Origin of the sequence: Mycobacterium sp. 1274756.6 (genome assembly GCF_001668625.1) — a bacterium.
In the GTDB taxonomy this organism is placed as follows: Bacteria; Actinomycetota; Actinomycetes; order Mycobacteriales; family Mycobacteriaceae; genus Mycobacterium.
Map to the genome: position 1 here is coordinate 72989 of NZ_LZLJ01000091.1, position 26186 is coordinate 99174.

The following is a 26186-nucleotide window of genomic DNA, read 5'->3' on the forward strand; positions in this document are numbered from 1 at the left end:
AAACCCGCCCATCCGGTGCCAGGACACGGGACAATGTCGGCCGTGACCTCCAATTTCGACCCGCGGGTGCGGGCATGATCAGCGACCGGGAACAGCCCCGACGGCTGCGGGTGTCGGCGTTGGCCGCGGTGGCCAACCCGTCCTATTCGCGGGTGGACACCTGGAACCTGCTCGACGACGCCTGCCGGCAGCTGGCCGAGGTCAACCGGGCCCGCCTGGACACCACCCACTACGCCAACCGGGTTAAACGGCTGCTGGACCGCATCGGCGCCTACGAACGGTACTGGCTCTACCCGGGGGCGGCGAACCTGGCGATGTTCCGCCGGTACCTGGCCGACAACAAGACCATCCGGCTCTCCGACGAGGTCTCCCTGGCGGTGCGGCTGCTGTCGGAATACGGTGACCGCGCCGCGCTGTTCGACACCTCGGTCCCGCTGGCCGAACAGGAACTGGTGGCCCAGACCAAACAGCAGCAGTTCTACACCGTGGTGCTCGGCGACGACTACTCCCCGGACGCACCGGAGAGCCTGGCCGGCGCCCTGCGCGCCCTGCACGACCCGGCCGACGACATCCGCTTCGAGCTGCTGGTGATGACCAGCATCGAAGACGTCATCACCGCGGTCGCGCTCAACGGCGAGATCCAGGCCGCCATCATCCGCCACGACCTGCCGCTGCGGTCCCGCGACCGGCTGCCGCTGATGACCGCGCTGCTGGGCGCCAACGACGACGCGGTGGCCGCCGACTGCACCCACGACGCGTTCGAATGCGCCGAATGGATCCGGGAACTGCGCCCGCACATCGACCGCTACCTGGTCACCGACGAATCGATCGCGGCGGACACCACCGTCGAACCCGACGTCTACGACCGCACCTTCTACCGGCTCAACGACGTCACCGACCTGCACTCCACGGTGCTCCACGGGATCCGCAAGCGGTTCGCCACGCCGTTCTTCGACGCGCTGCGCAGCTACGCCGAGGAGCCGGTCGGCCAGTTCCACGCCCTGCCGGTGGCGCGCGGCGCCTCGATCTTCAACTCCAAATCCCTGCAGGACATGGGGGAGTTCTACGGCCGCAACATCTTCATGGCCGAAACCTCCACCACCTCAGGAGGACTGGACTCGCTGCTGGATCCGCAGGGCAACATCCGGGCGGCGATGGACAAGGCGGCACTGACCTGGAACTCCCACCAGTCCTACTTCGTCACCAACGGCACCTCGACCGCCAACAAGATCGTCGTGCAAGCCCTCACCCGGCCCGGCGACATCGTGCTGATCGACCGCAACTGCCACAAGTCCCACCACTACGGCCTGGTGCTCGCCGGCGCGTACCCGCTCTACCTCGACGCCTACCCGCTGGCGCCGTACGCGATCTACGGCGGCGTGTCGCTGCACACCATCAAAAAGACCCTGCTGGATCTGGAGGCCGCCGGGCAGCTGGACCGGGTGCGGATGCTGCTGCTGACCAACTGCACCTTCGACGGCGTGGTCTACAACCCGCTGCGGGTGATGGAAGAAGTGCTGGCGATCAAACCCGACATCTGCTTCCTGTGGGACGAGGCCTGGTACGCGTTCGCCACCGCGGTTCCCTGGTCGCGGCAGCGCACCGCGATGATCGCCGCCGAACGGCTGGAGAACCGCCTCGCCGCACCGGAGTACGCGAAGGAGTACCGCGCCTGGCGCGACAAGATGAGCGGGTTCGAGCCGGGGGAGGACCGGGCGCACTGGCTGACCGAGCGGCTGCTGCCCGACCCGGAGCGGGCCCGGGCGCGGGTGTATGCCACCCACTCCACCCACAAGTCGCTGTCGGCGCTGCGCCAGGCGTCGATGATCCACGTCCGCGACCAGGATTTCGGCGGGCACCGGGATTCGTTCACCGAGGCATTTTTGACCCACACCTCCACCTCACCCAACCAGCAGCTGCTGGCGTCGCTGGACCTGGCCCGCCGCCAAGTCGACCTGGAGGGCTTCCAGCTGGTCCGCGGTGTCTACGACATGGCGCTGGTGTTCCGCTACCGCATCCGCCGGGATCCGTTGATCAGCAGGTGGTTCCGCATCCTCGACGAGTTCGACCTGGTGCCCGAGGAATTCCGCGCCTCGGCGGTGCAGTCCTACCGGCAGGTGCGGCAGGGCGCGCTCGCCGAATGGAACGAGGCGTGGCGCTCCGACGAATTCGTGCTCGACCCGACCCGGGCGACGCTGTTCGTCGGCAACACCGGGATGACCGGCTATGCGTTCCGGGAGAAGATCCTGATGGAACGCTTCGGCATCCAGATCAACAAGACCTCGATCAACAGTGTGCTGCTGATCTTCACCATCGGGGCCACCTGGTCCAGCGTGCACTACCTGCTGGATGCGTTGCGGCGGGTGGCCGGCGACTTCGAACGCGCCGCCGAACAGGCCGGCGCCGAAGACGCCGCGCTGCACCAGCGTCGGGTGGCCGCGATCACCGACGGGTTGCCGCCGCTGCCGGACTTCAGCAGCTTCGACGACGCGTTCCGGCCGGAACCGGCCGGCCCGTTCGGCGACATGCGCACCGCGTTCTACGCCGGCTACGACGACGCCGACCGGGAACACATCCCGCTGGAGAAGGCCGGGGCGGTGCTCGAAACCGGTCGCCGGCTGGTGTCCACCACGTTCGTGGTGCCCTACCCGCCGGGATTCCCGGTGCTGGTCCCGGGGCAGACGCTCTCCGCGGAGATCCTGCGGTTCCTGCTCGAACTCGACGTCAAGGAGATCCACGGCTATCACGCCGAATTGGGCCTGTCGGTGTTCACCGAGGACGCGCTCGCGCGGATGACGGCGGGCGAATGACCGAACCGCCGGCCGGCATCGACCCCGGCGGGGTCACCGACTGGTTTTTGACCCACGTCCCCGGCGTGATCGCGCCGTTGGAGTTCGAGTTGGTGCTCGGCGGTCGCTCCAACCTGACCTACCTGGTCACCGACCGCGCCGGCGGGCGGTGGGTGTTGCGCCGGCCCCCGACCGGCGCCGTCCTGCCCTCGGCGCACAACGTGCTGCGCGAACAGGCGATCCTGAGCGCGCTGGCCGGCAGCGCCGTCCCGGTCCCGGCGGTGGCCGGCCACTGCAGCGACCCGGCGGTGACCGGCGCGGACTTCTACGTGATGGACTTCGTCGACGGCATCATCCTCAACAGCGACGAGGACACCGCCGCGCTGAGCGCCGCGGGCCCGGCCGCATTCTCCGACGACGTTGTCGCCGCGCTGGTGCACATCCACCGGATCGACTGCGACCGTGCTCCGTTCGCGCAGTGGCGCCGCCCCGGCGGCTACGTCGAACGACAGCTGCGGCGCTGGGGACAGCAACTGGACCGCGTCGAGGCCACCACCGGCGCGCTGCGCAGCGTGGCGCGCCGGCTGGCGCACGCCATCCCGCCGGAGCAGCGGGTCGGGCTGGTGCACGGCGACTACCGGCCCGGCAACCTCATCCTCGGGACCGACGGCGCCGTGCGGGCCGTGCTGGACTGGGAACTGTGCACGGTCGGCGACGTGCTCGCCGATTTGGGCTGGCTGGTGGCGATGTGGGACTCCCCGCGCCCGGTCGGCTGGGCGCCCGACCCGGCCCACGGCTTCGCCCCGACCGAGCGGATCATCGCCGAGTACCGGCGCCGGACCGGCGCCGACGTCGGCGCCATCGGCTACTACCACGCGTTCGCGCTGTGGCGGCTGGGCTGCATCGCCGAGGGCGTCTACCACCGCTACCGCGACGGCGCGATGGGCGTGCAGGGCGTCTACCTCGACGAGATGGCCGCGCGCCCCGGGATGCTCGCCGAGATGGCCGCGGCCGTGCTGGACCGCGCGTAAGCGGGCGCGGCCCTCAGCCGAACAGCGGGCCGGTCAGCGTATAACCCAGCGCGTCGCCGGTGTCGAGCACGAACCCCAGCAGGATCAGCGCCCCGCCGGCCAGCGAGATGTCCTTGTTGAAGTGGATCTGCTCGGCCGCCTTGGTCTCCGCGTCGTCGGCCGCCCAGAACCGGTGCATGAGGAACGCGGTCGGCACCAGGAACGCCACCAGCATCAGCGCGCCCAGATCCGTCCACACGCCCAGCAGCACCGACAGCGCGCCCACGAGTTGCCAGACCCCGCTGCCCAGCACGAACAGCCGGCCCGGACGCAGACCCATCGACTCGGTGTAGGCGGTCATCGCGTCGGTGTTGGTGAAATGACCCAGTGCGCCACCGAGGAAAACCGCAACGAACAGGATGCGGCCGATGAGGATGAGAAGATCCATGGTGACTCCTTTGCCGGTACCGGTGCCCTCCACTGTCGCGGCTGCGGCGGTATCGCGCAATGGTCACCGCGCAATGGTCACCGCGCACTGCGCCCGTGCTGGCGATCGGAGAGGACGAGACACCCGTGACTGAATCGACCGACTGGGACAGCGCCTATCGCGGGGACCGACCGCCGCCGTGGAGCATCGGCGAACCTCAACCTGAACTCGCCGCCCTACTCGACCGGCCCGGCGCCGTGCGCCCGGAGGTGCTCGACGCCGGCTGCGGCCACGGCGAACTGGCGTTGGCGGTGGCCGCCCGCGGCCACCGCGTCGTCGGCATGGACCTGTCGGCCACCGCGCTCGCTGCGGCCACCGCCGCCGCCGAAAAACACAACCTGCCAGCGACATTCGTTTCCGCCGACGTCACCACGCTGAGCGGCTACGACGACCGGTTCCACACGATCTTCGACAGCGGGCTGCTGCACGCGCTGCCCGCCGAGCACCGCGACGCCTACCTGGCCGCGATGCACCGGGCCGCCGCCCCGGGCGCACGCTGCTACATCCTCGCCTTCGCCGCCGACGCCTTCCCCGGTGCCGACGGTCGCGGCCCGGCCCGATTCAGCCCGGAGAGCCTGCGGGCGGTCATCGGCCGGCACTGGCAGGTGGCGGAGATCCGGGCGGCGTACCTGCAGTCGGCCGCCACCCGGCTGCCCGACGGGTCCGCCCCGCCGGCCGCGGCCACCGACGACCGCGGCCGACTGCGCATCCCCGGCCTGCTGGCAACCGCCCACAAACCCGCATGACCGGTTGAACTGACCACCCCGATTGTCAGCCGGCGCTAGGGTTGGTCGCCATGGCAGCCACCGGAGCGACGGCCACCGGCCGCATGTCGGCAGGGGACTGGGTGCAGGCCGGGTTCCGCATCCTGGCCGAGGACGGCATCAAGGCGTTGACCATCCAACGGCTGTGCAACCGCCTCGGGGTCACCAAGGGCAGCTTCTACTGGCACTTCGCCGACATGAAGACCTACCGCAGCGCCCTGATCGAGGCCTGGGCCGATTTCCGCGACGAGGACCGCGAACTCTTCGACCACCTCACCGAATTCCCGCCGCGCCAGCGGTTGTCGCGGATGATGACCTCGCTGGTCAGCCCGCGGCACTGGATGCTCGAGCGGGCGATGCGGGAGTGGGCGCGCAGCGACGACGCGGTCGCTGACGCGGTCCGCAGCTCCGACGCCCGCATCGTCGCGGCGGTGCGGCAGGCCTTCGTCGACGACGGCTTCGCCGCCGAGGACGCCGACATGCGGGCCAACGCCACCTTCGCCGCCGGCATCGGGTTCCTGCACCTGGCCGGCTCGCGGCCCAGCCCGCAGGCCGCCGCCCGGCGGGAGGCGTTTCTGGAGCTGATGCTGCAACGCTGAGCTGTCCGCACCAAAAAACCGTCCGTACCAAAAGGTATGGTAATGTTCGGCTCGTGACCACGACGACACCCGCGCCCGCCACCGGCATCGACGACGCCTTCATCACCCGGCTCGCCGACCGGGCCGCCGACGCCGAACAGCTGCGCCGGCTGCCCGCCGAAACCATCAGCGAATACCGGTCCTCCGGGCTGGCCGACCTGCTGCTGCCCGCCCGCTACGGCGGCGCCCAGGCGGAATTCCCCGCGATCCTCGACCCGGTGCGCCGGCTGGCGCACGGCTGCGCCTCCAGCGCCTGGACACTCGGCTTCTACACCCTGCACAACTGGATGCTGGCGCTCTTCGACGAGCAGGCCCAGAACGAGGTGTTCGCCGACGGCTCGGTGCTCTGCCCCGCACCGCTGGCCCCCACCGGACGCGGGGTGCCGGCTGACGGCGGGTTCCGGCTCACCGGCCGCTGGTCGTGGGCCACCGGGATCATGGACGCCGACTGGGTGCTGGTCGGGGCGCTCTGCGGCGCCGACGACAACATCTTTCCCGCCCTGGTGCTGGTGCCCGCCGCCGACGTGCGCGTCGAGGACGTCTGGCACACCGCGGGCATGCGGGCCACCGGCTCCAACGACGTCATCGTCGACGACGTCTGGGTGCCGGCCCACCGGCTGGTCAACGTCGTCGACATCTACGCGGGCACCACGCCCGGCGCCGCCCTGCACGACGCCGCCGCCTACCGCTGGCCGATGGTGCCCGCGCTGGCGCTGGTCGCCGCGATGCCGGCCCTCGGCTCCGCCGAGCGGGTGACCGACCTGTTCGCCGAGCGGCTGAGCAAACGGGTGATGGCCTACAGCGGTGCGGCACAGAAGGATCAGCCCGCCGCCCAGATCCGGCTCGGCTCGGCCCGGGTCCGGCTGCGCGCGCTGCACGGCCTGCTCGACGACACGGTGACCTCGATCCAGGCCGCGGTCACCGCCGGGGAGCGGGTCGGGCGCGCCGCGCGCGCCGACGCCCGCGCCGCCGCCGCCCACATCGTCCACGAGTCCCGCGCGATCATCGCCGACCTGCTCGAAGCCGCCGGGGCCAGCGTGCACTTCCTGGACAATCCGCTGCAGCGCGCCAAACGCGACGTCGACATCATCTGCGGGCACGTCGTTTTCGACTACGACGTCAGCCGGGAACTGGCCGGCGCCCTGGAGGTCGGCGTCAAGATCTCGCCGATCTCGATGATCTGAAAGTGCGGCCACCGATGCGCACCCTGTGGGTGGAAGCCAGCCCCAAGCAAGACGATTCGCTGTCCTCGGCGCTGGCCGAGGCCTTCCTGGCCGCGGCCCCGGCCGCGGCGGTCGGCGACATCGAGCGGTTCTCGGTCTGGAGCGACGACGTGCTGCGGTTCGGGCGGGAGGCGGCGATCGCCAAGTTCGCGCCGCTGTTCGGTGAGCGCCGCAGCCCCGAGCAGAAACAGATCTGGACGCAGGTGCTCGCCGAGATCGACCGGGTGCGCGGCTTCGGCCGCCTGGTGGTGTCGTCCCCGATGTGGAACTGGCATGTGCCGCATGCGTTGAAGGCCTGGATCGATGTCATCGTGCAACCGATGGCCAGCTTCACCCTCAACGAGCGCGGCGAACACGTCGGCACGCTGGGGGAGGGCAAACCGGCGCAGCTGATCCTGACCCGCTCCAGCGCCTACGACGGCACCCACGCCGAACTGCAGGACTTCCAGCGTCCCTACCTGGAGTACGTGTTCGGCATGCTGGGCTACACCGTGCAGACCCTGGTCGTCGAACCGACCACCCGCTGGACCCCCGAGGAGCGCACCCGGATGCGCGCAGACGCCCTCGAACTGGCCCGGACGGCGGGCGCGGCGCTGTAGGGCGGCTCGCGGCCGGCTACTCCGCCAGCGCGCGGTAGGTGCGGTGGACGAATTTCGGTTGCGCGGTCTGCAGTTTGGTGACCGCGGTGTTGCCGGCCACCGCCGCGGCGGCCGTCGCGGAGAACACCGGCTGGTTCTGCACCAGATACAGCAGGATCAGCTCCGCGGCCGGATCGGCCTGCCACCACGTTCCGTAGGCGCCCGGCCAACCGAACGTGCCGAGCCCGCCCGGACCGTACAGCGGCCGGGACTTCTCGGGGTCGGTGACCACCGACAGGTTCAGCCCGAACCCGCGCCCGACCCAGAACGGCGCGCCCAGAAACGGGTGCTGCTTCTGCGCGGCGGTCAGCCGATCGGCGCGCATCGCCTGCACCGACGCCGCGGAGAGCACCCGCTGCCCGTCGATCACCCCGTCGGCCAACAACATCCGGGCGAACCGCAGATAATCATCGACCGTGGACCACAACCCGCCGCCGGCGTTGGGAAACGACGGCGCGGTGATCGGCGGTGGGCCCATCACGTCGTGACGCAGCCGCAGATCATCGCCCAGGCTGTACATGGTGGCGGCGCGGCCACGCTGCGCGGCGGGCACGAAGAACCCGGTGTCGACCATGCCCAGCGGGCCCAGGATCTGCTCGTCGAGCACCCGGTCCACCGGCTTGCCCTCGATACGGGACAGCAGCACCCCGAGCACGTCGATGCCGTGGCTGTAGGTCAGCCGCTCCCCGGGCTGGTGCGCCAGCGGCAGCGCGGCGAGCGCGGCCAGCCAGGCGTCCGGCCCGGACCCGAACGGCAGCCGCCGGTAGGCCTTGGCCAGCGGGCCGGTCACGGTGAACCCGTAGGCCAGCCCCGCCCGGTGGGTCATCAGGTCCTCGACGGTGATGGTGCGCTGCGCGGGCACCGTGCGCTCCAGCGGGCCGTCCGGGTCGGCCAGCACCTGCATCGCGGCGAACTCCGGAGCCCAGCGGGTGATCGGGTCGCTCAGCGCCAGCTTGCCCGCCTCCGCCAGCCGCAGCGCCGCCGCGACCGTCACCGGCTTGGTCATCGAGGCGATCCGGAACAGCGTGTCGCGGGTCATCGGCAGCCCGGCGTCCACGTCGCGACAACCGATCTCGTTGACCTGCAGCACCCTTCCGCGCTGCCACACCAGGGTCAGGGCGCCGGCCAGCAGCCCGGCGTCGCAGGCCTCGAGGATCGGGGCCCGGTTGGGTTCCAGCTTCACCGGTGCGACACCCGCCTGGCCCGCACATAGAAGAAGTGCATCTCGCCGCCCCAGCCCTCCCGGCGCACCGCGGCCGGCTCCAGCGACACCACCTGCCAGCCCGGCCCGTCCCACACCGCGCGCACCTCGGCCTCGCTCAGCCCGGGCAGCGGCCGCTCGGCGTCGGGCGGGTTGGCGTCGCTGAAGCAGGACAGCAGCACGGTGGCGTCGGCGCGGGTGGCCCGGTGCGCGGCGGCGGCGTAGCGGGGCCGGTCGGCAGGGGCCAGGCAGTGGAACATGCCGCTGTCGATGACGGTGTCGAACGCATCGGTGTAGCCGGCCAGCTCGGTGGCGTCGGCGACGGCGAACCGGACGTCCACGTGCGCGTCGGCGGCGCGGCGCTCGGCGGTGATCAGCGCGGTCGCCGAGATGTCCACCCCGGTCACGGTGAAGCCCTGACGCGCCAGGTAGACGGCGTTGTCGCCGAGCCCGCAGCCGACGTCGAGCACCGCACCGCGCACCAGGCCCTGCTCGTGCCAGCCGATGACGTTCTCCTTGGGCGCTTTGGTGTCCCACGGTGGTGTGGTGGTGCCCGGCACCCCCTCGGCGGGGCTCTCCCCGCGGTAGAGGGCGTCGAAATCCAGCCGCGGAAACTGCCGTTCGGTCATTGCACCCAGCGTAGTCGCGGAGTGCTAGGCTGCCGAGTTGTACGACATCCTTTAACGATCCGTCCCGTGAGGCGGAGAAGGAGGTCAGGAATCGGCATGGGCACCGCCCGCCCCGACGACACCGCCGGGACCGACCGGGAACTGATGACCGCGGCCGACGTGGGCCGCACGATCTCCCGCATCGCGCATCAGATCATCGAGAAGACCGCCCTGGACGACCCGAGTGATTCGGGCCCGCGGGTGGTGCTGCTGGGCATCCCGACCCGCGGGGCCATCCTGGCCCGGCGGCTGGCCGACAAGATCACCGAATTCTGCGGCGTGCAGGTGCCGCACGGCTCGCTGGACATCACGCTCTACCGCGACGACCTGATGATCAAACCGCCCCGCCCGCTGGAGGCCACCTCCATCCCGGCCGGCGGCCTCGACGACGCCCTGGTCATCCTGGTCGACGACGTCCTCTACGCCGGCCGGTCGGTGCGCGCCGCCCTCGACGCGCTGCGCGACCAGGGCCGCCCGGCCGCCGTCCAGCTGGCGGTGCTGGTCGACCGCGGCCACCGCGAACTGCCGATCCGCGCCGACTACGTCGGCAAGAACATCCCCACCGCGCGCACCGAGAGCGTGCGGGTGCTGCTGCGCGAACACGACGACCGCGACGCGGTCCTGATCTCCCGGGACGCCGCATGAGCCGGCACCTGCTGGCCGCCGGCGACCTCACCCGCGACGAGGCCACCGCGATCCTCGACGACGCCGACCGGTTCGCCGAGGCCCTGCTGGGCCGCGACGTCAAGAAACTGCCGACGCTGCGCGGACGCACCGTGATCACCATGTTCTACGAGAACTCCACCCGCACCCGGGTCTCCTTCGAGGTGGCCGGCAAGTGGATGAGCGCCGACGTGGTCAACGTCTCGGCCAGCGGCTCCTCGGTCAACAAGGGCGAATCGCTGCGCGACACCGCCCGCACCCTGCGCGCCGCCGGCGCCGACGCCCTGGTCATCCGCCACCCCGCCTCCGGCGCCGCCCAACTGCTCGCCGACTGGACCGCCGAGGACGGCGCCGGCCCGGCGGTGATCAACGCCGGCGACGGCACCCACGAACACCCCACCCAGGCCCTGCTGGACGCGCTCACCCTGCGGCAGCGCCTCGGCGGCATCGACGGCCGCCGGGTGGTGATCGTCGGCGACATCCTGCATTCCCGGGTGGCCCGCTCCAACGTGATGCTGCTGGCCACCCTCGGCGCGGAGGTGGTGCTGGTGGCCCCGCCCACCCTGCTGCCGGTCGGGGTGGCCGACTGGCCGGTGACGGTCAGCTACGACCTGGACGCCGAACTGCCCGCCGCCGACGCCGTGGTGATGCTGCGGGTGCAGGCCGAGCGGATGACCGGCGGATTCTTCCCGTCCCCGCGGGAGTACTCGGTGCGCTACGGGCTCTCCGACCGGCGTGCGGCGCTGCTCGGCGAGCACGCCGTGGTGCTGCACCCCGGCCCGATGCTGCGCGGCATGGAGATCACCTCCTCGGTGGCCGACTCGTCGCGCTCGGCGGTGCTGCAGCAGGTCGCCAACGGGGTGCAGGTGCGCATGGCGGTGCTGTTCCACCTGCTGGTCGGCGCGGGCAGCGCGGAGACCGCGGCGGTGGGCGCATGAGCGTGCTGATCCGCGGGGTGCGCCCCTACGGCGAGGGCGAGCCGGTCGACGTCGTGGTGGCCGACGGCCAGATCACCGAGATCGGTCCGGCCCTGACCGCGCCGGCCGGCGCCGAGGTGATCGAGGCGGCCGGCCAGGTGCTGCTGCCCGGCCTGGTCGACCTGCACACCCACCTGCGCGAACCCGGCCGCGAATACGCCGAGGACATCGAGACCGGCTCGGCCGCCGCCGCCCTGGGCGGCTACACCGCGGTGTTCGCGATGGCCAACACCACCCCGGTCGCCGACTCCCCGGTGGTCACCGACCACGTGTGGGCCCGCGGCCAGCAGGTCGGGCTGGTCGACGTGCACCCGGTGGGGGCGGTCACCGTCGGTTTGGCCGGCACCGAACTCACCGAGATGGGCATGATGGCCGCCGGCGCCGCCCGGGTGCGGATGTTCTCCGACGACGGACTGTGCGTGGCCGACCCGCTGGTGATGCGCCGCGCCCTGGAGTACGCCTCCGGGCTGGGCGTGCTCATCGCCCAGCACGCCGAGGAGCCCCGGCTGACCGTCGGCGCCGTCGCCCACGAGGGCCCCACCGCCGCCCGGCTGGGCCTGACCGGCTGGCCGCGCGCCGCCGAGGAGGCGATCGTCGCCCGCGACGCGCTGCTGGCCCGCGACGCCGGCGCCCGGGTGCACATCTGCCACGCCTCCACCGCGGGCACCGTGGAGATCCTCAAATGGGCCAAGGCGCAAGGCATCGCGATCACCGCCGAGGTCACCCCGCACCACCTGCTGCTCGACGACAGCCGGCTGACCAGCTACGACGGCATCAACCGGGTCAACCCGCCGCTGCGGGAGGCCGCCGACACCGCCGCGCTGCGCGAGGCCCTGGCCGACGGGGTGATCGACTGCGTGGCCACCGACCACGCCCCGCACGCCGACCACGAGAAATGCTGCGAGTTCGCCGCCGCCCGCCCCGGCATGCTCGGCCTGCAGACCGCGCTGTCGGTCGTCGCCGCCACCATGGTCGCCCCCGGCCTGCTGGACTGGCGCGGCGTCGCCGCGGTGATGAGCGAGAACCCCGCCCGCATCGTCGGCCTGCCGGACCAGGGCCGGCCGCTGGCGGTCGGGGAGCCGGCCAACCTCACCGTCGTCGACCCGGACGCCAGCTGGACGGTGCGCGGCGCCGCGATGGCCAGCCGCTCGGCCAACACCCCCTACGAGGAGCTGACCCTGCCCGCCACGGTCACCGCCACGCTGCTGCGCGGCCGGATCACCGCCCGGGACGGGAAGAGCCCCGCGTGAACACCGGCACACTGGTCGGGTCGCTGGTCTTCGCGCTCGCGCTGCTGGTGCTGGTGACCTGGCTGATCCAACTGATGGTCCGCGGGTGGCGCCGGCGCGCCCAGCGCCAGGCCGCGCTGATCGGGGAGCTGCCCGCCGTCCCGGACACGGTCGGACCGGTCACCGCCGGACCGCTGCGCGGCCTCTACGTCGGCTGCACGATCAGCCCGCGCTGGCACGACCGGGTCGCCGTCGGCGACCTGGGCTACCGCAGCAAGGCGGTGGCCACCCGCTACCCGGAGGGAATCATGGTGCAGCGCAGCGGCGCCCGCCCGATCTGGATCCCCGCGGACGCCGTCGTCGCCGTCCGCACCGAACGCGGCATGGTCGGCAAGGCGATGACCCACGACGGGATCCTGGCCATCCGGTGGCGGCTGCCGTCCGGAACCGAGATCGACACCGGCATCCGCGCCGACGACCGCCGCGACTACGCCCACTGGCTCGAGGAGGCCCGATGAGCTCGCTGACCGCGCACCTGGTGCTCGAGGACGGCCGGATCTTCACCGGCGTGCCGTTCGGCGCGACCGGGCAGGCCCTCGGCGAGGCGGTGTTCAACACCGGCATGTCCGGCTACCAGGAGACCCTCACCGACCCCAGCTACCACCGCCAGATCGTGGTGGCCACCGCGCCGCAGATCGGCAACACCGGCTGGAACCCGCAGGACAACGAGAGCCGCGACCACCGCATCTGGGTGGCCGGCTACGCGGTGCGCGACCCCTCGCCGCGGGTGTCGAACTGGCGGGCCACCACCACCCTGGCCGACGAACTGACCGCCCAGCAGATCGTGGGCATCGCCGGGATCGACACCCGCGCGGTGGTGCGCCACCTGCGCAGCCGCGGCTCGATGAAGGCCGGGGTGTTCTCCGGGCCGGCGCTGGCCGGCACCGACGAACTGCTCGACCGGGTGCGCAGCCAGCCCGCCATGCTCGGCGCCGACCTGGTCGGGGAGGTCAGCACCGCCCAGCCCTACACCATCGAGCCGGCCGGCCCGCCCCGGTTCACCGTCGCCCAGCTGGACCTCGGGGTGAAGACCAGCACCCAGACCAACTTCGTGCGCCGCGGCATCCGCAGCCACGTGCTGCCGGCGTCGACCACCTTCGACGAGATCGCCGCCCTGCGCCCGGACGGGGTGTTCCTGTCCAACGGCCCCGGCGACCCGGCCGTCGCCGACCGGGTGGTGGCGGTCACCCGCGAGGTGCTCGGCGCCGGGATCCCGCTGTTCGGCATCTGCTTCGGCAACCAGATCCTGGGCCGCGCACTGGGCCTGTCGACTTACAAGATGGTCTTCGGCCACCACGGCATCAACATCCCGGTCATCGACCACGCCACTGGCCGGGTCGCGGTGACCGCCCACAACCACGGGTTCGCCCTGGAAGGCGAGGCCGGCCAGCGCTTCGACACCGATTTCGGCCCGGCGGAGGTCAGCCACACCTGCGCCAACGACGGCGTGGTCGAGGGGGTGCGCCTGGCCGACGGCCGCGCCTTCTCGGTGCAGTACCACCCCGAGGCGGGTGCGGGACCGCACGACGCCGAGTTCCTGTTCGACCAGTTCTGCGAGCTGATGGAGGGCCGCTGATGGCGCGTCGCACCGATATCAACCATGTGCTGGTGATCGGCTCCGGGCCGATCGTCATCGGTCAGGCCTGCGAGTTCGACTACTCGGGCACCCAGGCCTGCCGGGTGCTGCGCGCCGAGGGCCTGCAGGTCAGCCTGGTCAACTCCAACCCGGCCACGATCATGACCGACCCGGAGTACGCCGACCACACCTACGTCGAACCGATCACCCCGGAGTTCGTCGAGCGGGTCATCGCCCAGCAGGCCGAGCGCGGCAACAAGATCGACGCGCTCCTGGCCACCCTGGGCGGGCAGACCGCGCTGAACACCGCGGTCGCCCTGCACGACAACGGGGTGCTGGCCCGCTACGGCGTCGAACTGATCGGCGCGGACTTCGAGGCGATCCAGCGCGGCGAGGACCGGCAGAAGTTCAAAGACATCGTCGCCACCGTCGGCGGGGAGTCGGCCCGCTCGGCGGTCTGCTACACCATGGCCGAGGTCGACGCGGCCATCGCCGAACTCGGGCTGCCGGTGGTGGTCCGGCCGTCGTTCACCATGGGCGGGCTGGGCTCGGGGCTGGCGCACACCCGCGAGGAGCTGGCCCGGATGGCCGGCGCCGGGCTGGCCGCCTCACCGAGCGCCAACGTGCTCATCGAGGAATCCATCTACGGCTGGAAGGAATACGAGCTCGAGCTGATGCGCGACGCCAACGACAACGTCGTGGTGGTCTGCTCGATCGAGAACGTCGACCCGATGGGCGTGCACACCGGCGACTCGGTGACCGTCGCCCCGGCGATGACGCTGACCGACCGGGAATACCAGGCGATGCGCAACCTGGGCATCGCGATCCTGCGCGAGGTCGGGGTGGCCACCGGCGGCTGCAACATCCAGTTCGCGATCGACCCGGCCGACGGCCGGATGATCGTCATCGAGATGAACCCGCGGGTGTCGCGATCCAGCGCGCTGGCGTCGAAGGCCACCGGCTTCCCGATCGCCAAGATCGCCGCCAAGCTGGCGATCGGCTACACCCTCGACGAGATCGTCAACGACATCACCAAGGAGACCCCGGCCTGCTTCGAGCCCACCCTGGACTACGTGGTGGTCAAGGCGCCGCGGTTCGCCTTCGAGAAGTTCCCCGGCGCGGACCCCACGCTGACCACCACGATGAAATCCGTCGGCGAGGCGATGTCGTTGGGCCGCAACTTCATCGAGGCGCTCGGCAAGGTGATGCGCTCCCTGGAGACCAGCCGCGCCGGGTTCTGGACCGGTCCCGACCCCGACGGCGGGCTCGACGCCGTGCTGGACCGCCTGAAGGTGCCGACCGAAGGCCGGCTCTACGACGTGGAACTGGCGCTGCGGCTAGGCGGCACCGTCGAGCAGGTGGCGGCCGCCTCCGGGGTGGACCCCTGGTTCGTCGCCCAGATCGCCGAGCTGGTGGCGCTGCGCGCCGAGCTGCTGGCGACCCCGGTGCTCGACGAGCCGCTGCTGCGGCGCGCCAAATATTACGGGCTGTCCGACCACCAGATCGCCGCGCTGCGACCGGAACTGGCCGGTGAGGGCGGCGTGCGCACGCTGCGCCAGCGGCTCGGGGTGCACCCGGTGTTCAAGACCGTCGACACCTGCGCGGCGGAGTTCGAGGCGAAGACCCCGTACCACTACAGCACCTTCGAACTGGACCCGGCCGCCGAGACCGAGGTGGCCGCGCAGACCGGGAAACCCAAGGTGCTGATCCTGGGTTCGGGTCCCAACCGCATCGGCCAGGGCATCGAGTTCGACTACAGCTGCGTGCACGCCGCCACCACGCTGAGCGCGGCCGGGTTCGAGACGGTGATGATCAACTGCAACCCCGAGACCGTCTCCACCGACTACGACACCGCCGACCGGCTGTACTTCGAGCCGCTCACCTTCGAAGACGTGCTGGAGGTCTACTACGCCGAACAGCAGTCCGGGCAGGGCGGACCCGGCGTGGTCGGGGTCATCGTGCAGCTGGGCGGCCAGACCCCGCTGGGGCTGGCCGAACGGCTCGAGGCCGCCGGGGTGCCCATCGTCGGCACCCCGCCGGCGGCCATCGACCTGGCCGAGGACCGCGGCGCGTTCGGCGAGGTGCTGGCCACCGCCGGGCTGCCCGCCCCGCGCTTCGGCACCGCCACCACCTTCGAGCAGGCCCGCCGCATCGCCGCCGAGATCGGCTACCCGGTGCTGGTCCGGCCGTCCTACGTGCTCGGCGGGCGCGGCATGGAGATCGTCTACGACGAGGAGACCCTGCGCGGCTACATCACCCGCGCGGCGCTGCTCTCCCCGGAGCACCCGGTGCTGGTCGACCGGTTCCTCGAGGACGCCATCGAGATCGACGTCGACGCGCTCTGCGACGGCACCGAGGTCTACCTCGGCGGGGTGATGGAGCACATCGAGGAGGCCGGGGTGCACTCCGGGGACTCCGCCTGCGCGCTGCCGCCGGTCACCCTCGGCCGCACCGACGTGGACAAGGTCCGCCGCGCCACCGAGGCCATCGCCCACGGCATCGGCGTGGTCGGGCTGCTCAACGTCCAGTACGCGCTCAAAGACGACGTGCTCTACGTGCTGGAGGCCAACCCGCGGGCCAGCCGCACGGTGCCGTTCGTGTCCAAGGCCACCGCGGTCCCGCTGGCCAAGGCCTGCGCCCGGGTGATGCTGGGCGCGTCGATCGCCACGCTGCGCGCCGAGGGCCTGCTCGCCGCCACCGGCGACGGCGCCACCGTCGCGCCCTACGCGCCGATCGCGGTCAAGGAGGCGGTGCTGCCGTTCTACCGGTTCCGCGCCGCCGACGGCTCCGGGGTGGACTCCCTGCTGGGCCCGGAGATGAAGTCCACCGGCGAGGTGATGGGCATCGACCGCGACTTCGGCAGCGCGTTCGCCAAGAGCCAGACCGCCGCCTACGGGTCGCTGCCCACCAGCGGCACCATCTTCGTGTCGGTGGCCAACCGGGACAAACGCTCGCTGGTGTTCCCGGTCAAACGCCTGGCCGACCTGGGGTTCCGGGTGCTGGCCACCGAGGGCACCGCGGAGATGCTGCGCCGCAACGGCATCCCCTGCGACGAGGTCCGCAAGCATTTCGAGGACCCGCAGCCGGGCCGGCCGTCGATGTCGGCGGTGGACGCGATCCTCGCCGGCGAGGTCGACCTGGTGCTCAACACCCCGTACGGCAACTCCGGGCCGCGTCGCGACGGCTACGAGATCCGGTCGGCGGCGGTGGCGATGAACATCCCGTGCGTGACCACCGTGCAGGGCGCCTCGGCCGCCGTGCAGGGCATCGAGGCGGGCATCCGCGGCGACATCGGGGTGCAGTCGCTGCAGGAACTGCACCGGCGGCTGGGCTCGGGGTAGCCGTGGACGGTTTCGGTGTGCGGCTGACCGCGGCGATGCGCGCCCGCGGCCCGCTCTGCCTGGGCATCGACCCGCACCCCGAGCTGCTCACCGCCTGGGGGCTGCCGGTCGACGCCGACGGGCTGGCCCGGTTCAGCGCGATCTGTGTGGCCGCCTACGCCGGGTTCGCGGTGGTCAAACCGCAGGTCGCGTTCTTCGAGGCCTACGGCGCCGCCGGCTACGCGGTGCTCGAGGACACCATCGCCGGGCTGCGGGCCGCCGGGGTGCTGGTGCTCGCCGACGCCAAACGCGGTGACATCGGCTCGACGATGGCCGCCTACGCCACCGCCTGGGCCGGGGCGTCGCCGCTGGCCGCCGACGCCGTGACCGCCAGCCCGTACCTGGGATTCGGGTCGCTGCAGCCGCTGCTGGACGTCGCCGCCGCCCACGGCCGCGGGGTCTTCGTGCTCGCCGCCACCTCCAACCCACAGGGCCCCGACGTGCAGGGCGCGACCGTCGGCGGGGTGACGGTGGCGCAGCGGATCGTGGCGGACGCCGCGGCCGCCAACCGGGCCGCCGGCACCGGCGACGTCGGCGTGGTCGTCGGCGCCACCGTCGCGGACCCGCCCGACGTCAGCGCCCTGGGCGGTCCGGTGCTGGTGCCGGGGGTGGGGGCGCAGGGCGGCCGCCTCGACGCGCTGCGCGGGCTGGGCGGGGCGCTGCCCGGCCAGCTGCTGCCCGCGGTGTCGCGCGAGGTGCTCGGCGCCGGCCCCGACGTCGCGGCGATGCGCGCGGCGGGGGAGCGGCTCCGCGACGCCGCCGCCCACCTCCTGGACTGAACCACCCGCGGCACCTCAACAGCCCCGCAGGTCCCACCCGACACGGTGGCTGCGGTGCCTGTGACCTGCACTGATCGCCGCCGACGGGCGCGCGGCGCCGGCGACACGCGGCGGCGACACGCGCGACACGCCAAGACGCGCGGAACCGAGATTTTTTTCACCTTTTCCCGCCGCCGGCGCCGGCCCCGACCCGCCGTGAAACCCGGCACGCGGCCGCCGTGTCGCGCGAAACCGCCTGCCGCGCAACGGCGTTGCCCCGCCACGGCGGTGCAGGCCGGGCATGCCCGCGCCCGGTGCACAGGCCGGCAGCCCCGGGTGGGGGAGCCGGGTGGCGCCACCGCGGGGCGGACCGGCGCGCCCGGCCGTCCGGGGGTGGGGTTAGATTTCGTCGGTAGGCGTGGGTACGGTCGTCGTCGCTGGCGGATGTACCCCTGAACCAGCACAAACCGATCAGTGGCCGACAGCGGCTACACGTGATCATGAGACGGAGGAATCGTGGCCCTTCCCCAGTTGACCGACGAGCAGCGCGCGGCAGCGTTGGAGAAGGCTGCCGCCGCACGCCGGGCGCGAGCCGAACTCAAGGACCGGCTCAAGCGCGGCGGCACCAACCTCAAGCAGGTGCTCAAGGACGCCGAGACCGACGAGGTCCTGGGCAAGATGAAGGTCTCCGCGCTGCTCGAGGCGCTGCCGAAGGTGGGCAAGGTCAAGGCGCAGGAGATCATGACCGAGCTGGAGATCGCTCCCACCCGCCGCCTGCGCGGCCTGGGTGACCGGCAGCGCAAGGCGCTGCTGGAGAAGTTCGACTTCTCCTAGACCACTGGCAGCCAACGCCAGCGAGGGGCCGGGCGGCGCACATCACCCACGGTCCGGGCCGGACGGCCCCGGACGGGTGGTGGTGCTGTCCGGCCCGTCGGCCGTCGGGAAGACCAGCGTGGTGGCGATGCTGCGCCGTCAGGTCCCCGACCTGCACTTCAGCGTCTCGGCCACCACCCGGGCCCCGCGCCCCGGCGAGGTCGACGGCGTCGACTACCACTTCGTCACCCCGGCGGCCTTCCAACGGCTCATCGACGACGGGGCGCTGCTGGAGTGGGCCGAGATCCACGGCGGGCTGCACCGGTCGGGCACCCCGGCCGAGCCGATCCGGGCCGCCGCCGAAGCCGGGCACCCCGTCCTCATCGAGGTGGACCTGGCCGGCGCCCGGGCCGTCAAGCGGGCCCTGCCCGACGCGGTCAGCGTGTTCCTGGCGCCGCCGGACTGGGCCACGCTGGAGTCCCGGCTGACCGGCCGCGGCACCGAGACCGCGCAGGTGATCGCCCGGCGGCTGGCCACCGCCCGCGCCGAACTGGCCGCCCAGGACGAGTTCGACACGGTCGTGATCAACGACCGATTGGAGAACGCGGCCCAGAAATTGGTATCGTTGCTGGTGGGAACGGCACCGGACCCGACATGACGTCCCGCCGACACCGCCGGGGGCCACGCCGGGCCACCCGAGTCCGCCGAGCACCCCGACCCCAACAACCCGGGAGACAATCCACGTGAGCACCTCGCAAGCCGAGACCCCGCTGGCCGACGCCCACGCGAGCTACGAGTCCTACGACACCCCGCTGGGCATCACCAACCCGCCCATCGACGAACTGCTCGAACGCGCCTCCAGCAAGTACGCGCTGGTGATCTACGCCGCGAAGCGGGCCCGGCAGATCAACGACTACTACAACCAGCTCGGCGACGGCATCCTGGAGTACGTCGGCCCGCTCGTCGAGCCCGGCCTGCACGAGAAGCCGCTGTCGATCGCGCTCCGCGAGATCCACTCCGACCTGCTCGAACACACCGAAGGCGAATAGCCGAGGCCGGGCGGATGGACGGCAAGCGGATCGTCGTCGGCGTCTCCGGCGGCATCGCCGCCTACAAGGCCTGCACGGTCGTCCGTCAACTCGTCGAAGCGGGCCACCACGTCCGGGTCGCACCCACCGCGGCGGCACTGCGGTTCGTCGGCGCGGCCACCTTCGAAGCCCTCTCCGGGCAGCCGGTGCACACCGGCGTGTTCGACGACGTCCCGCAGGTGCCCCACGTCGCGATCGGCCAGGGCGCCGACCTGGTGGTCGTGGCGCCGGCCACCGCCGACCTGCTGGCCCGCGCCGTCGGCGGCCGCGCCGACGACCTGCTGACCGCCACCCTGCTCACCGCGCGATGTCCGGTGCTGTTCGCCCCCGCCATGCACACCGAGATGTGGCTGCACCCGGCCACCCAGGACAACGTCGCCACCCTGCGCCGCCGCGGCGCGGTGGTCCTCGAGCCCGCCTCCGGCCGGCTGACCGGCGCCGACAGCGGGGCCGGCCGGCTGCCCGAGGCCGAGGAGATCACCACCTTCACCCAGCTGCTGCTGGACCGCCCCGACGCGCTGCCCTACGACCTGGCCGGGGTGCGGATGCTGGTCACCGCCGGCGGCACCCGCGAGGCCATCGACCCGGTCCGGTTCATCGGCAACCGCAGCTCGGGCAAACAGGGCTACGCGGTGGCGCGGGTCGCCGCCCAGCGCGGCGCCCAGGTCACGTTGATCGCCGGGCACACCGCCGGGCTGATCGACCCGGCCGGTGTCGAAGTGGTGCGGGTCAGCTCCGCCCAGCAGCTGCACGACGCGGTCTCCAAACACGCCCCCGACACCGACGTGCTGGTGATGGCCGCCGCCGTCGCCGACTTCCGCCCGGCCCAGGTGGCCGCCGCCAAGATCAAGAAGACCGCCGACGCCGCGGCGCAGGCGCCGACGATCACGCTGGTGCGCAACGACGACGTGCTGGCCGGAGCGGTCCGCGCCCGCGCCGACGGCCAGCTGCCCAACATGCGGGCGATCGTCGGGTTCGCCGCCGAGACCGGCGACGCCCAGGGCGACGTGCTGTTCCACGCCCGGGCCAAACTGCGGCGCAAGGGCTGTGACCTGTTGGTGGTCAACGCGGTCGGGGAGGGCCGCGCCTTCGAGGTCGACCACAACGACGGCTGGCTGCTGTCGGCCGACGGCGCCGAATCCGCGCTGGAACCCGCGTCCAAAACGGTGATGGCGAGCCGTATCGTGGACGCCGTCGCCGCGTTCCTGCGCGGGTCGGCGGACTAGACCAACCGGGGCACCGACCGGGCGGCCTTCCACCGCGGCGATACCATTTGGCTAGCTAAGTTTTTTACGAGGTCCGGGAAGGATGCCATTGTGAGTGAGATGGGGCGGCTGTTCACCAGCGAGTCGGTAACCGAGGGGCATCCGGACAAAGTCTGTGACGCGATCAGCGACTCGGTGCTCGACGCGCTGCTCAGCCAGGACCCCGCCTCCCGCGTCGCGGTCGAGACGCTGGTCACCACCGGGCAGGTGCACGTCGCCGGGGAGGTCACCACCAGCGCCAAAGAGGCCTTCGCCGACATCACCGACACCGTCCGCCAGCGCATCCTCGACATCGGCTACGACGCCTCGGAGAAGGGCTTCGACGGCACCACCTGCGGGGTCAACATCGCGATCGGCCGGCAGTCCCCGGACATCGCCCAGGGCGTCGACACCGCCCACGAGGCCCGGGTGGAGGCGGCCACCGACCCGCTGGACGCCCAGGGCGCCGGCGACCAGGGCCTGATGTTCGGCTACGCGATCACCGACACCCCGGAGATGATGCCGCTGCCCATCGCGCTGGCCCACCGGCTGTCGCGCCGGCTCACCGAGGTCCGCAAGACCGGCGTCCTGGACTACCTGCGCCCCGACGGCAAAACCCAGGTCACCGTCCAATACGACGGCACCACCCCGGTCCGGCTGGACACCGTGGTGCTCTCCACCCAGCACGCCGAGGGCGTGGACCTGGACGCCACCTTGGCCCCCGACATCCGCGAGCAGGTGGTCAACGTCGTGCTCGGGGAACTGCAGCACTCCACGATGGACACCTCCGACTACCGGCTGCTGATCAACCCGACCGGCAAGTTCGTCCTCGGCGGGCCGATGGGCGACGCCGGGCTGACCGGCCGCAAGATCATCGTCGACACCTACGGCGGCTGGGCCCGCCACGGCGGCGGGGCGTTCTCCGGCAAGGACCCGTCGAAGGTGGACCGCTCGGCGGCCTACGCGATGCGCTGGGTGGCCAAGAACGTCGTCGCCGCCGGGCTGGCCGAACGCGTCGAGGTGCAGGTGGCCTACGCGATCGGCAAGGCCGCCCCGGTCGGGCTGTTCGTCGAGACCTTCGGCACCGAGACCATCGACCCGGTGAAGATCGAGAAGACCATCGGCGACGTGTTCGACCTGCGCCCCGGCGCCATCATCCGGGAACTGGACCTGCTGCGGCCCATCTACGCCCAGACCGCCGCCTACGGCCACTTCGGGCGCACCGACATCGACCTGCCCTGGGAGCAGCTGAACAAGGTCGACGACCTCAAACGCGCCATCTGAGGCGCCCGGAACCGGTGCGGGCCGGGCCGGCTCAGCGCAGCGCCGCCCGCAGCGCGGCCAGCCCGCGCTCGGTGGCCTCGGTGGCCGCGGGCACCACCCCGGCATAGCCCAGGTAGCCGTGCACCAGGGTGGCGGCGTTGTCGGTCTGCACCGGCACCCCGGCCGCCGCCAGCAACCGCGCGTAGTGCAGGCCGTCGTCGCGCAGCGGGTCGTGCCCGGCCACCGCGATGTAGGCCGGCGGCAGACCGGCCACGTTCTGCGCCCGCGCCGGGGCCATCATCGCCGGTGGGTTGCGCAGGTCGACGTCCGGGCCGGCATACCAGCGGGTGAACGCCGCCAGCGCCGCCCGGTCCATCACCGGGGCGTCGGCGTTCTCGGTGAACGACGGCAGCGCCGTGTCGTAGGTAGTACCCGGGTACCACAACAGTTGGAAGGCGATCGGCGGTCCACCGGCGTCGCGGGCCAGCTGCGCCACCACCGCCGACAGGGTGCCGCCCGCCGAGTCGCCGGCCACCGCCAGCCGGGCCGGGTCGGCCCCCAGCTCCGCCCCGTGCGCGACCGCCCACTCGGTGGCCGCCCAAACGTCCTCCACCGCCGCCGGATACGGATGCTCGGGGGCCAGCCGGTAATCCACCGACACCACCACCGCACCGGCGCCCACCGCGTGCTCGCGGGCGGTGCCGTCATGGGTGTCGAGATCCCCGATCGCGAAACCACCGCCGTGGAAGAACATCACCAGCGGCGGTGTCACCCCCGGCTCCTCGGGCGGCCAGTAGATGCGCACCGGCAGCGCCCCCGCCGGGCCGTCGATGACCCGGTCCTGCACCCGCAGATCGGGATGCACCGGCCGGCGGCGCAGCTCCCGGAACCGCTGCCGGGCCGCGGCCACCCCACCCTCGGTTGTCAACCGGAACGGCACCGCGTCCAGTACCTTCTGCAAGATGGCGTCGACATCGGGTCGCTGGGCGGGCATGGCAACACCATACGGAGCATGGCGCGCCCGCCTGTGGGGGAGTGCGACGCTCGTCGCGGCCGGCTACGGCGTCTTCCTCATCGTGACCGCGCTGCGGCTGCCCACCGGCGCCGACCTGACCGGGCAGTTCGCCGCGCAACCGGCGGTCAAGGCCGCGATGGCCCTGCTGCTGGCCGCCGCCGCGGCCACCCACCCGCGGGCGCGGGAGCGGCGCTGGCTGCTCGCCGCGCTGCTGTGCTGCGCCGCCGGCGACTGGCTGCTCGCGATCCCGTGGTGGCCACCGTCGTTCGTCGGCGGGCTCGCGGCGTTCCTGCTCGGGCACCTGTGCTACCTGGCGGTGCTGGTGCCGCTGGCCGCCCCGACCCGACCCCGGCTGGTCGGGGCGGCCGTGCTGGTGGCCGCCTCGGCGGGCCTGCTGATCCTGTTCTGGCCGCACCTGGGTGCCGACGGGCTGACCGTCCCGGTCACGGTCTACGTCGCGGTGCTCGCGGCGATGGCGGTGGCCGCCCTGCTCGCCGGGCTGCCCACCGGCTGGACCGCGGCGGGCGCGGTGCTGTTCGCGGTGTCGGACTCGATGATCGGCATCGACCGGTTCCTGCTGGGCTCCGAGGCGCTGGCGCTGCCGATCTGGTGGTGCTACGCGGCGGCGCAGCTGCTGATCACCGCCGGGCTGCTGTTCGGCCGGCCGGCGGTGTCGGCGCCGGCTGGTAGACCGGCCGGGTGAGCGCCAAGGTTCACCGGGCCGCCGAGCACGAGCCGGTCGCCCGGGTACTGCCGATGCTCTCGGTGCCGCACCTGGACCGGGAGTTCGACTACCTGGTCACCGCCGAGCAGTCCGACGACGCCCAGCCCGGGGTGCGGGTGCGGATCCGCTTCCACGGCCGGCTGGTCGACGGGTTCCTGCTCGAACGCCGCACCGACACCGACCACACCGGCCGGCTGGCCCGCCTCGAACGGGTGGTCTCACCCGAGCCGGTGCTCACCGCCGAGGTCCGCCGGCTGGTCGAGGCGGTCGCCGCCCGCTACGCCGGCACCCGCCCCGACGTGCTGCGCCTGGCCGTGCCGCCCCGGCACGCCCGGGTCGAGAAAACCCCGGCGGACGAGCCGCCCCTGCCGCTGATCGACCCGGTCGACCCGGCCGGCTGGGCCCGCTACGAACGGGGCGCGGGTTTCCTCACCGCGCTGGGGGAGGCCCGCGCCGCCCGCGCGGTCTGGCAGGCCCTGCCCGGCGAGGACTGGCCGGCCCGGTTCGCCGAGGCGGCCGCCCAGACCGTGCGCGCCGGCCGGTCGGTGCTCGCCGTGGTCCCCGACCAGCGCGACATCGACGCGCTGTGGGCGGCCGCCGGCGCCCACTTCGACGAGTCGGCGATGGTGGCGCTGTCGGCGGGGCTGGGCCCGGCCGCCCGCTATCGGCGCTGGCTGGCGGTGCTGCGCGGCGGCGCGCGACTGGTGATCGGCACCCGCAGCGCGGTGTTCGCCCCGGTGCGCGACCTGGGCCTGGTGCTGGTCTGGGACGACGGCGACGACTCCCTCGCCGAACCGCGCGCCCCCTACCCGCACGCCCGGGAGGTGGCGATGCTGCGCGCCCACCAGGTGCGCTGCGCCGCCGTGCTCGGCGGCTACGCCCGCACCGCCGAAGCGCAGGCCCTGGTGACCGGCGGCTGGGCCCACGACCTGGTCGCCACCCGCGCGGTGCTGCGCGACCACACCCCGCGGGTGGTGGCCTCCGACGACGGCGGCCACGCCGATGACCGCGACCCGGCCGCCCGCACCGCACGGCTGCCGCTGGTGGCGCTGCACGCCGCCCGCGCGGCGCTGCAGGCCGGGGCGCCGGTGCTGGTCCAGGTGCCCCGGCGCGGCTACCTGCCCGCGCTGGCCTGCGCCCGCTGCCGCACCGTCGCCCGCTGCCGGCACTGCACCGGCCCGCTGGCCCTGCCCGACCGCGGCGCCGGCGCGGTCTGCCGCTGGTGCGGCCGCGCCGACACCGCGCTGCGCTGCGCCCGCTGCGGCTCCGAGGCGGTGCGCGCGGTCGTCGTCGGGGCGCGCCGCACCGCCGAGGAGTTGGGCCGCGCCTTCCCGGAGACCACCGTGATCACCTCCGCGGGCGACACCGTCGTCGCGACCGTGCCGGCCGGGCCCGCCCTGGTCATCGCCACCCCGGGCGCCGAACCGCACGCCCCGGACGGCTACGGCGCCGCCCTGCTGCTGGACTCCTGGGCGCTGCTGGGCCGCCAGGACCTGCGCGCCGCCGAGGACGCGCTGCGCCGCTGGCTGGGGGCGGCCGCCCTGGTGCGCCCGCACGCCCGCGACGGGGTCGTGGTGGTGGTCGCCGAATCGTCGATACCGACCGTGCAGGCCCTGATCCGCTGGGACCCGGTGGGCCACGCCGAAGCCGAACTGGTGGCCCGCGCCGAGGTGGGCCTGCCGCCCAGCGCCCACATGGCCGCGGTGGACGGCAGCGCCGACGCGGTGGCCGCGCTGCTGGCCGCAACCGAGCTGCCCGCCGAGGCCGAACTGCTCGGACCGGTGGACCTGCCGCCCGGCGCCCGCCGCCCGGCGGGCACCCCCGCCGACGCCGCCGTCATCCGGATGCTGGTCCGGGTGCCCCGCGACCACGGCCTGGCCGTCGCCGCCGCGCTGCGCCGCGGCGTCGCGGTGGCCTCCGCCCACCAGGGCGGCGAACCCACCCGGGTGCAGATCGATCCGCTGCACATCGGCTAGCC

Annotated in this window: 24 protein-coding genes; 20 read left to right on the forward strand and 4 right to left on the reverse strand. The window is 72.8% G+C overall.

Annotated elements, in window-relative coordinates; translation table 11 throughout:
• Positions 1-74 precede the first annotated feature (74 nt).
• Both A5643_RS14245 and A5643_RS14250 read left to right on the forward strand, forming a co-directional pair.
• On the forward strand, positions 75-2810 hold the full coding sequence (locus A5643_RS14245) for an aminotransferase class I/II-fold pyridoxal phosphate-dependent enzyme (protein WP_066856769.1): 2736 nt from the start codon (positions 75-77) through the stop codon (positions 2808-2810).
• Entirely contained in the window at positions 2807-3820 is a 1014-nt protein-coding gene (locus A5643_RS14250) for a phosphotransferase family protein (RefSeq protein WP_066856785.1), read from the forward strand. Before A5643_RS14245 ends, A5643_RS14250 begins: the two co-directional genes overlap by 4 nt.
• 13 nt (positions 3821-3833) lie before the next feature.
• Here the strand turns inward: A5643_RS14250 and A5643_RS14255 are convergent, their stop codons facing one another.
• Entirely contained in the window at positions 3834-4247 is a 414-nt protein-coding gene (locus A5643_RS14255; protein WP_066856788.1) for a DoxX family protein, read from the reverse strand.
• Positions 4248-4372: 125 nt separating this feature from the next.
• On the opposite strand from A5643_RS14255, the gene A5643_RS14260 reads away from it, so the two are divergent.
• From A5643_RS14260 to A5643_RS14275, 4 genes are read left to right on the forward strand one after another with little or no spacing between them, the layout of a single operon-like run.
• Positions 4373-5032 (forward strand): class I SAM-dependent methyltransferase, encoded by a 660-nt coding sequence (locus A5643_RS14260; protein ID WP_066856924.1) that lies wholly within the window; start codon positions 4373-4375, stop codon positions 5030-5032.
• Between the two features lie 50 nt (positions 5033-5082).
• Positions 5083-5649 carry a TetR/AcrR family transcriptional regulator gene (locus tag A5643_RS14265; protein WP_066856790.1) on the forward strand — a complete coding sequence of 189 codons (567 nt, stop codon included), beginning with the start codon at positions 5083-5085 and terminating at the stop codon, positions 5647-5649.
• A 53-nt stretch (positions 5650-5702) separates the two neighbouring features.
• Positions 5703-6872 carry an acyl-CoA dehydrogenase family protein gene (locus A5643_RS14270; RefSeq protein WP_066856793.1) on the forward strand — a complete coding sequence of 390 codons (1170 nt, stop codon included), beginning with the start codon at positions 5703-5705 and terminating at the stop codon, positions 6870-6872.
• Between the two features lie 2 nt (positions 6873-6874).
• Positions 6875-7510: an NAD(P)H-dependent oxidoreductase gene (locus tag A5643_RS14275; protein WP_231995570.1), complete on the forward strand. Its 636-nt coding sequence runs from the start codon at positions 6875-6877 to the stop codon at positions 7508-7510.
• A gap of 16 nt (positions 7511-7526) precedes the next feature.
• Here A5643_RS14275 and A5643_RS14280 read toward each other — a convergent pair whose 3' ends face one another.
• Both A5643_RS14280 and A5643_RS14285 read right to left on the reverse strand, forming a co-directional pair.
• Positions 7527-8732 carry a serine hydrolase domain-containing protein gene (locus A5643_RS14280; RefSeq protein WP_066856797.1) on the reverse strand — a complete coding sequence of 402 codons (1206 nt, stop codon included), beginning with the start codon at positions 8730-8732 and terminating at the stop codon, positions 7527-7529.
• Positions 8729-9379: a class I SAM-dependent methyltransferase gene (locus A5643_RS14285; RefSeq protein ID WP_066856800.1), complete on the reverse strand. Its 651-nt coding sequence runs from the start codon at positions 9377-9379 to the stop codon at positions 8729-8731. The genes A5643_RS14280 and A5643_RS14285 overlap by 4 nt, the downstream gene beginning before the upstream one ends.
• Positions 9380-9475: 96 nt before the next feature.
• Between A5643_RS14285 and pyrR the strand changes: the two genes are divergently transcribed.
• The 12 genes from pyrR (at position 9476) to metK (ending at position 22490) form a co-directional block, all read left to right on the forward strand.
• Positions 9476-10063, forward strand: a complete 588-nt coding sequence (gene pyrR / locus A5643_RS14290) for a bifunctional pyr operon transcriptional regulator/uracil phosphoribosyltransferase PyrR (RefSeq protein ID WP_066856803.1) — start codon at positions 9476-9478, stop codon at positions 10061-10063.
• The gene (locus A5643_RS14295) at positions 10060-11019 is read left to right on the forward strand and encodes an aspartate carbamoyltransferase catalytic subunit (protein WP_066856807.1); all 960 of its coding nucleotides are present in this window, start codon (positions 10060-10062) and stop codon (positions 11017-11019) included. The genes pyrR and A5643_RS14295 overlap by 4 nt, the downstream gene beginning before the upstream one ends.
• A complete protein-coding gene (locus tag A5643_RS14300) occupies positions 11016-12308 on the forward strand; it encodes a dihydroorotase (protein WP_066856810.1) in 1293 nt (430 codons plus the stop codon). The genes A5643_RS14295 and A5643_RS14300 overlap by 4 nt, the downstream gene beginning before the upstream one ends.
• Positions 12305-12805, forward strand: coding sequence for a PH-like domain-containing protein (locus A5643_RS14305; RefSeq protein WP_066856813.1), 501 nt, complete (start codon positions 12305-12307; stop codon positions 12803-12805). Before A5643_RS14300 ends, A5643_RS14305 begins: the two co-directional genes overlap by 4 nt.
• Positions 12802-13923, forward strand: a complete 1122-nt coding sequence (carA, locus tag A5643_RS14310) for a glutamine-hydrolyzing carbamoyl-phosphate synthase small subunit (protein ID WP_066856815.1) — start codon at positions 12802-12804, stop codon at positions 13921-13923. Before A5643_RS14305 ends, carA begins: the two co-directional genes overlap by 4 nt.
• Positions 13923-17264: a carbamoyl-phosphate synthase large subunit gene (gene carB / locus A5643_RS14315; protein ID WP_066856818.1), complete on the forward strand. Its 3342-nt coding sequence runs from the start codon at positions 13923-13925 to the stop codon at positions 17262-17264. The genes carA and carB overlap by 1 nt, the downstream gene beginning before the upstream one ends.
• A 2-nt stretch (positions 17265-17266) precedes the next feature.
• Positions 17267-18082, forward strand: coding sequence for an orotidine-5'-phosphate decarboxylase (gene pyrF, locus A5643_RS14320; RefSeq protein WP_066856821.1), 816 nt, complete (start codon positions 17267-17269; stop codon positions 18080-18082).
• A gap of 495 nt (positions 18083-18577) precedes the next feature.
• On the forward strand, positions 18578-18895 hold the full coding sequence (mihF, locus tag A5643_RS14325) for an integration host factor, actinobacterial type (protein ID WP_003932123.1): 318 nt from the start codon (positions 18578-18580) through the stop codon (positions 18893-18895).
• Between the two features lie 76 nt (positions 18896-18971).
• Positions 18972-19532 (forward strand): guanylate kinase, encoded by a 561-nt coding sequence (gene gmk, locus A5643_RS14330; RefSeq protein WP_066856824.1) that lies wholly within the window; start codon positions 18972-18974, stop codon positions 19530-19532.
• Positions 19533-19617: 85 nt separating this feature from the next.
• Positions 19618-19923, forward strand: a complete 306-nt coding sequence (gene rpoZ, locus A5643_RS14335; protein ID WP_066856827.1) for a DNA-directed RNA polymerase subunit omega — start codon at positions 19618-19620, stop codon at positions 19921-19923.
• A gap of 14 nt (positions 19924-19937) precedes the next feature.
• Positions 19938-21188 (forward strand): bifunctional phosphopantothenoylcysteine decarboxylase/phosphopantothenate--cysteine ligase CoaBC, encoded by a 1251-nt coding sequence (gene coaBC / locus A5643_RS14340; RefSeq protein ID WP_066856830.1) that lies wholly within the window; start codon positions 19938-19940, stop codon positions 21186-21188.
• Between the two features lie 90 nt (positions 21189-21278).
• Positions 21279-22490 (forward strand): methionine adenosyltransferase, encoded by a 1212-nt coding sequence (gene metK, locus A5643_RS14345; RefSeq protein WP_066856833.1) that lies wholly within the window; start codon positions 21279-21281, stop codon positions 22488-22490.
• 31 nt (positions 22491-22521) lie between these two features.
• Here metK and A5643_RS14350 read toward each other — a convergent pair whose 3' ends face one another.
• Complete coding sequence (locus A5643_RS14350) at positions 22522-23463, reverse strand: alpha/beta hydrolase (protein WP_066856836.1); 942 nt, start codon at positions 23461-23463, stop codon at positions 22522-22524.
• Between A5643_RS14350 and A5643_RS14355 the strand changes: the two genes are divergently transcribed.
• Together A5643_RS14355 and A5643_RS14360 are read left to right on the forward strand one after the other, a co-directional pair.
• A complete protein-coding gene (locus A5643_RS14355; protein ID WP_156628818.1) occupies positions 23462-24187 on the forward strand; it encodes a lysoplasmalogenase in 726 nt (241 codons plus the stop codon). The genes A5643_RS14350 and A5643_RS14355 overlap by 2 nt on opposite strands.
• Before the next feature lie 53 nt (positions 24188-24240).
• Positions 24241-26184 (forward strand): primosomal protein N', encoded by a 1944-nt coding sequence (locus A5643_RS14360; RefSeq protein WP_066856930.1) that lies wholly within the window; start codon positions 24241-24243, stop codon positions 26182-26184.
• Positions 26185-26186 lie beyond the last annotated feature (2 nt).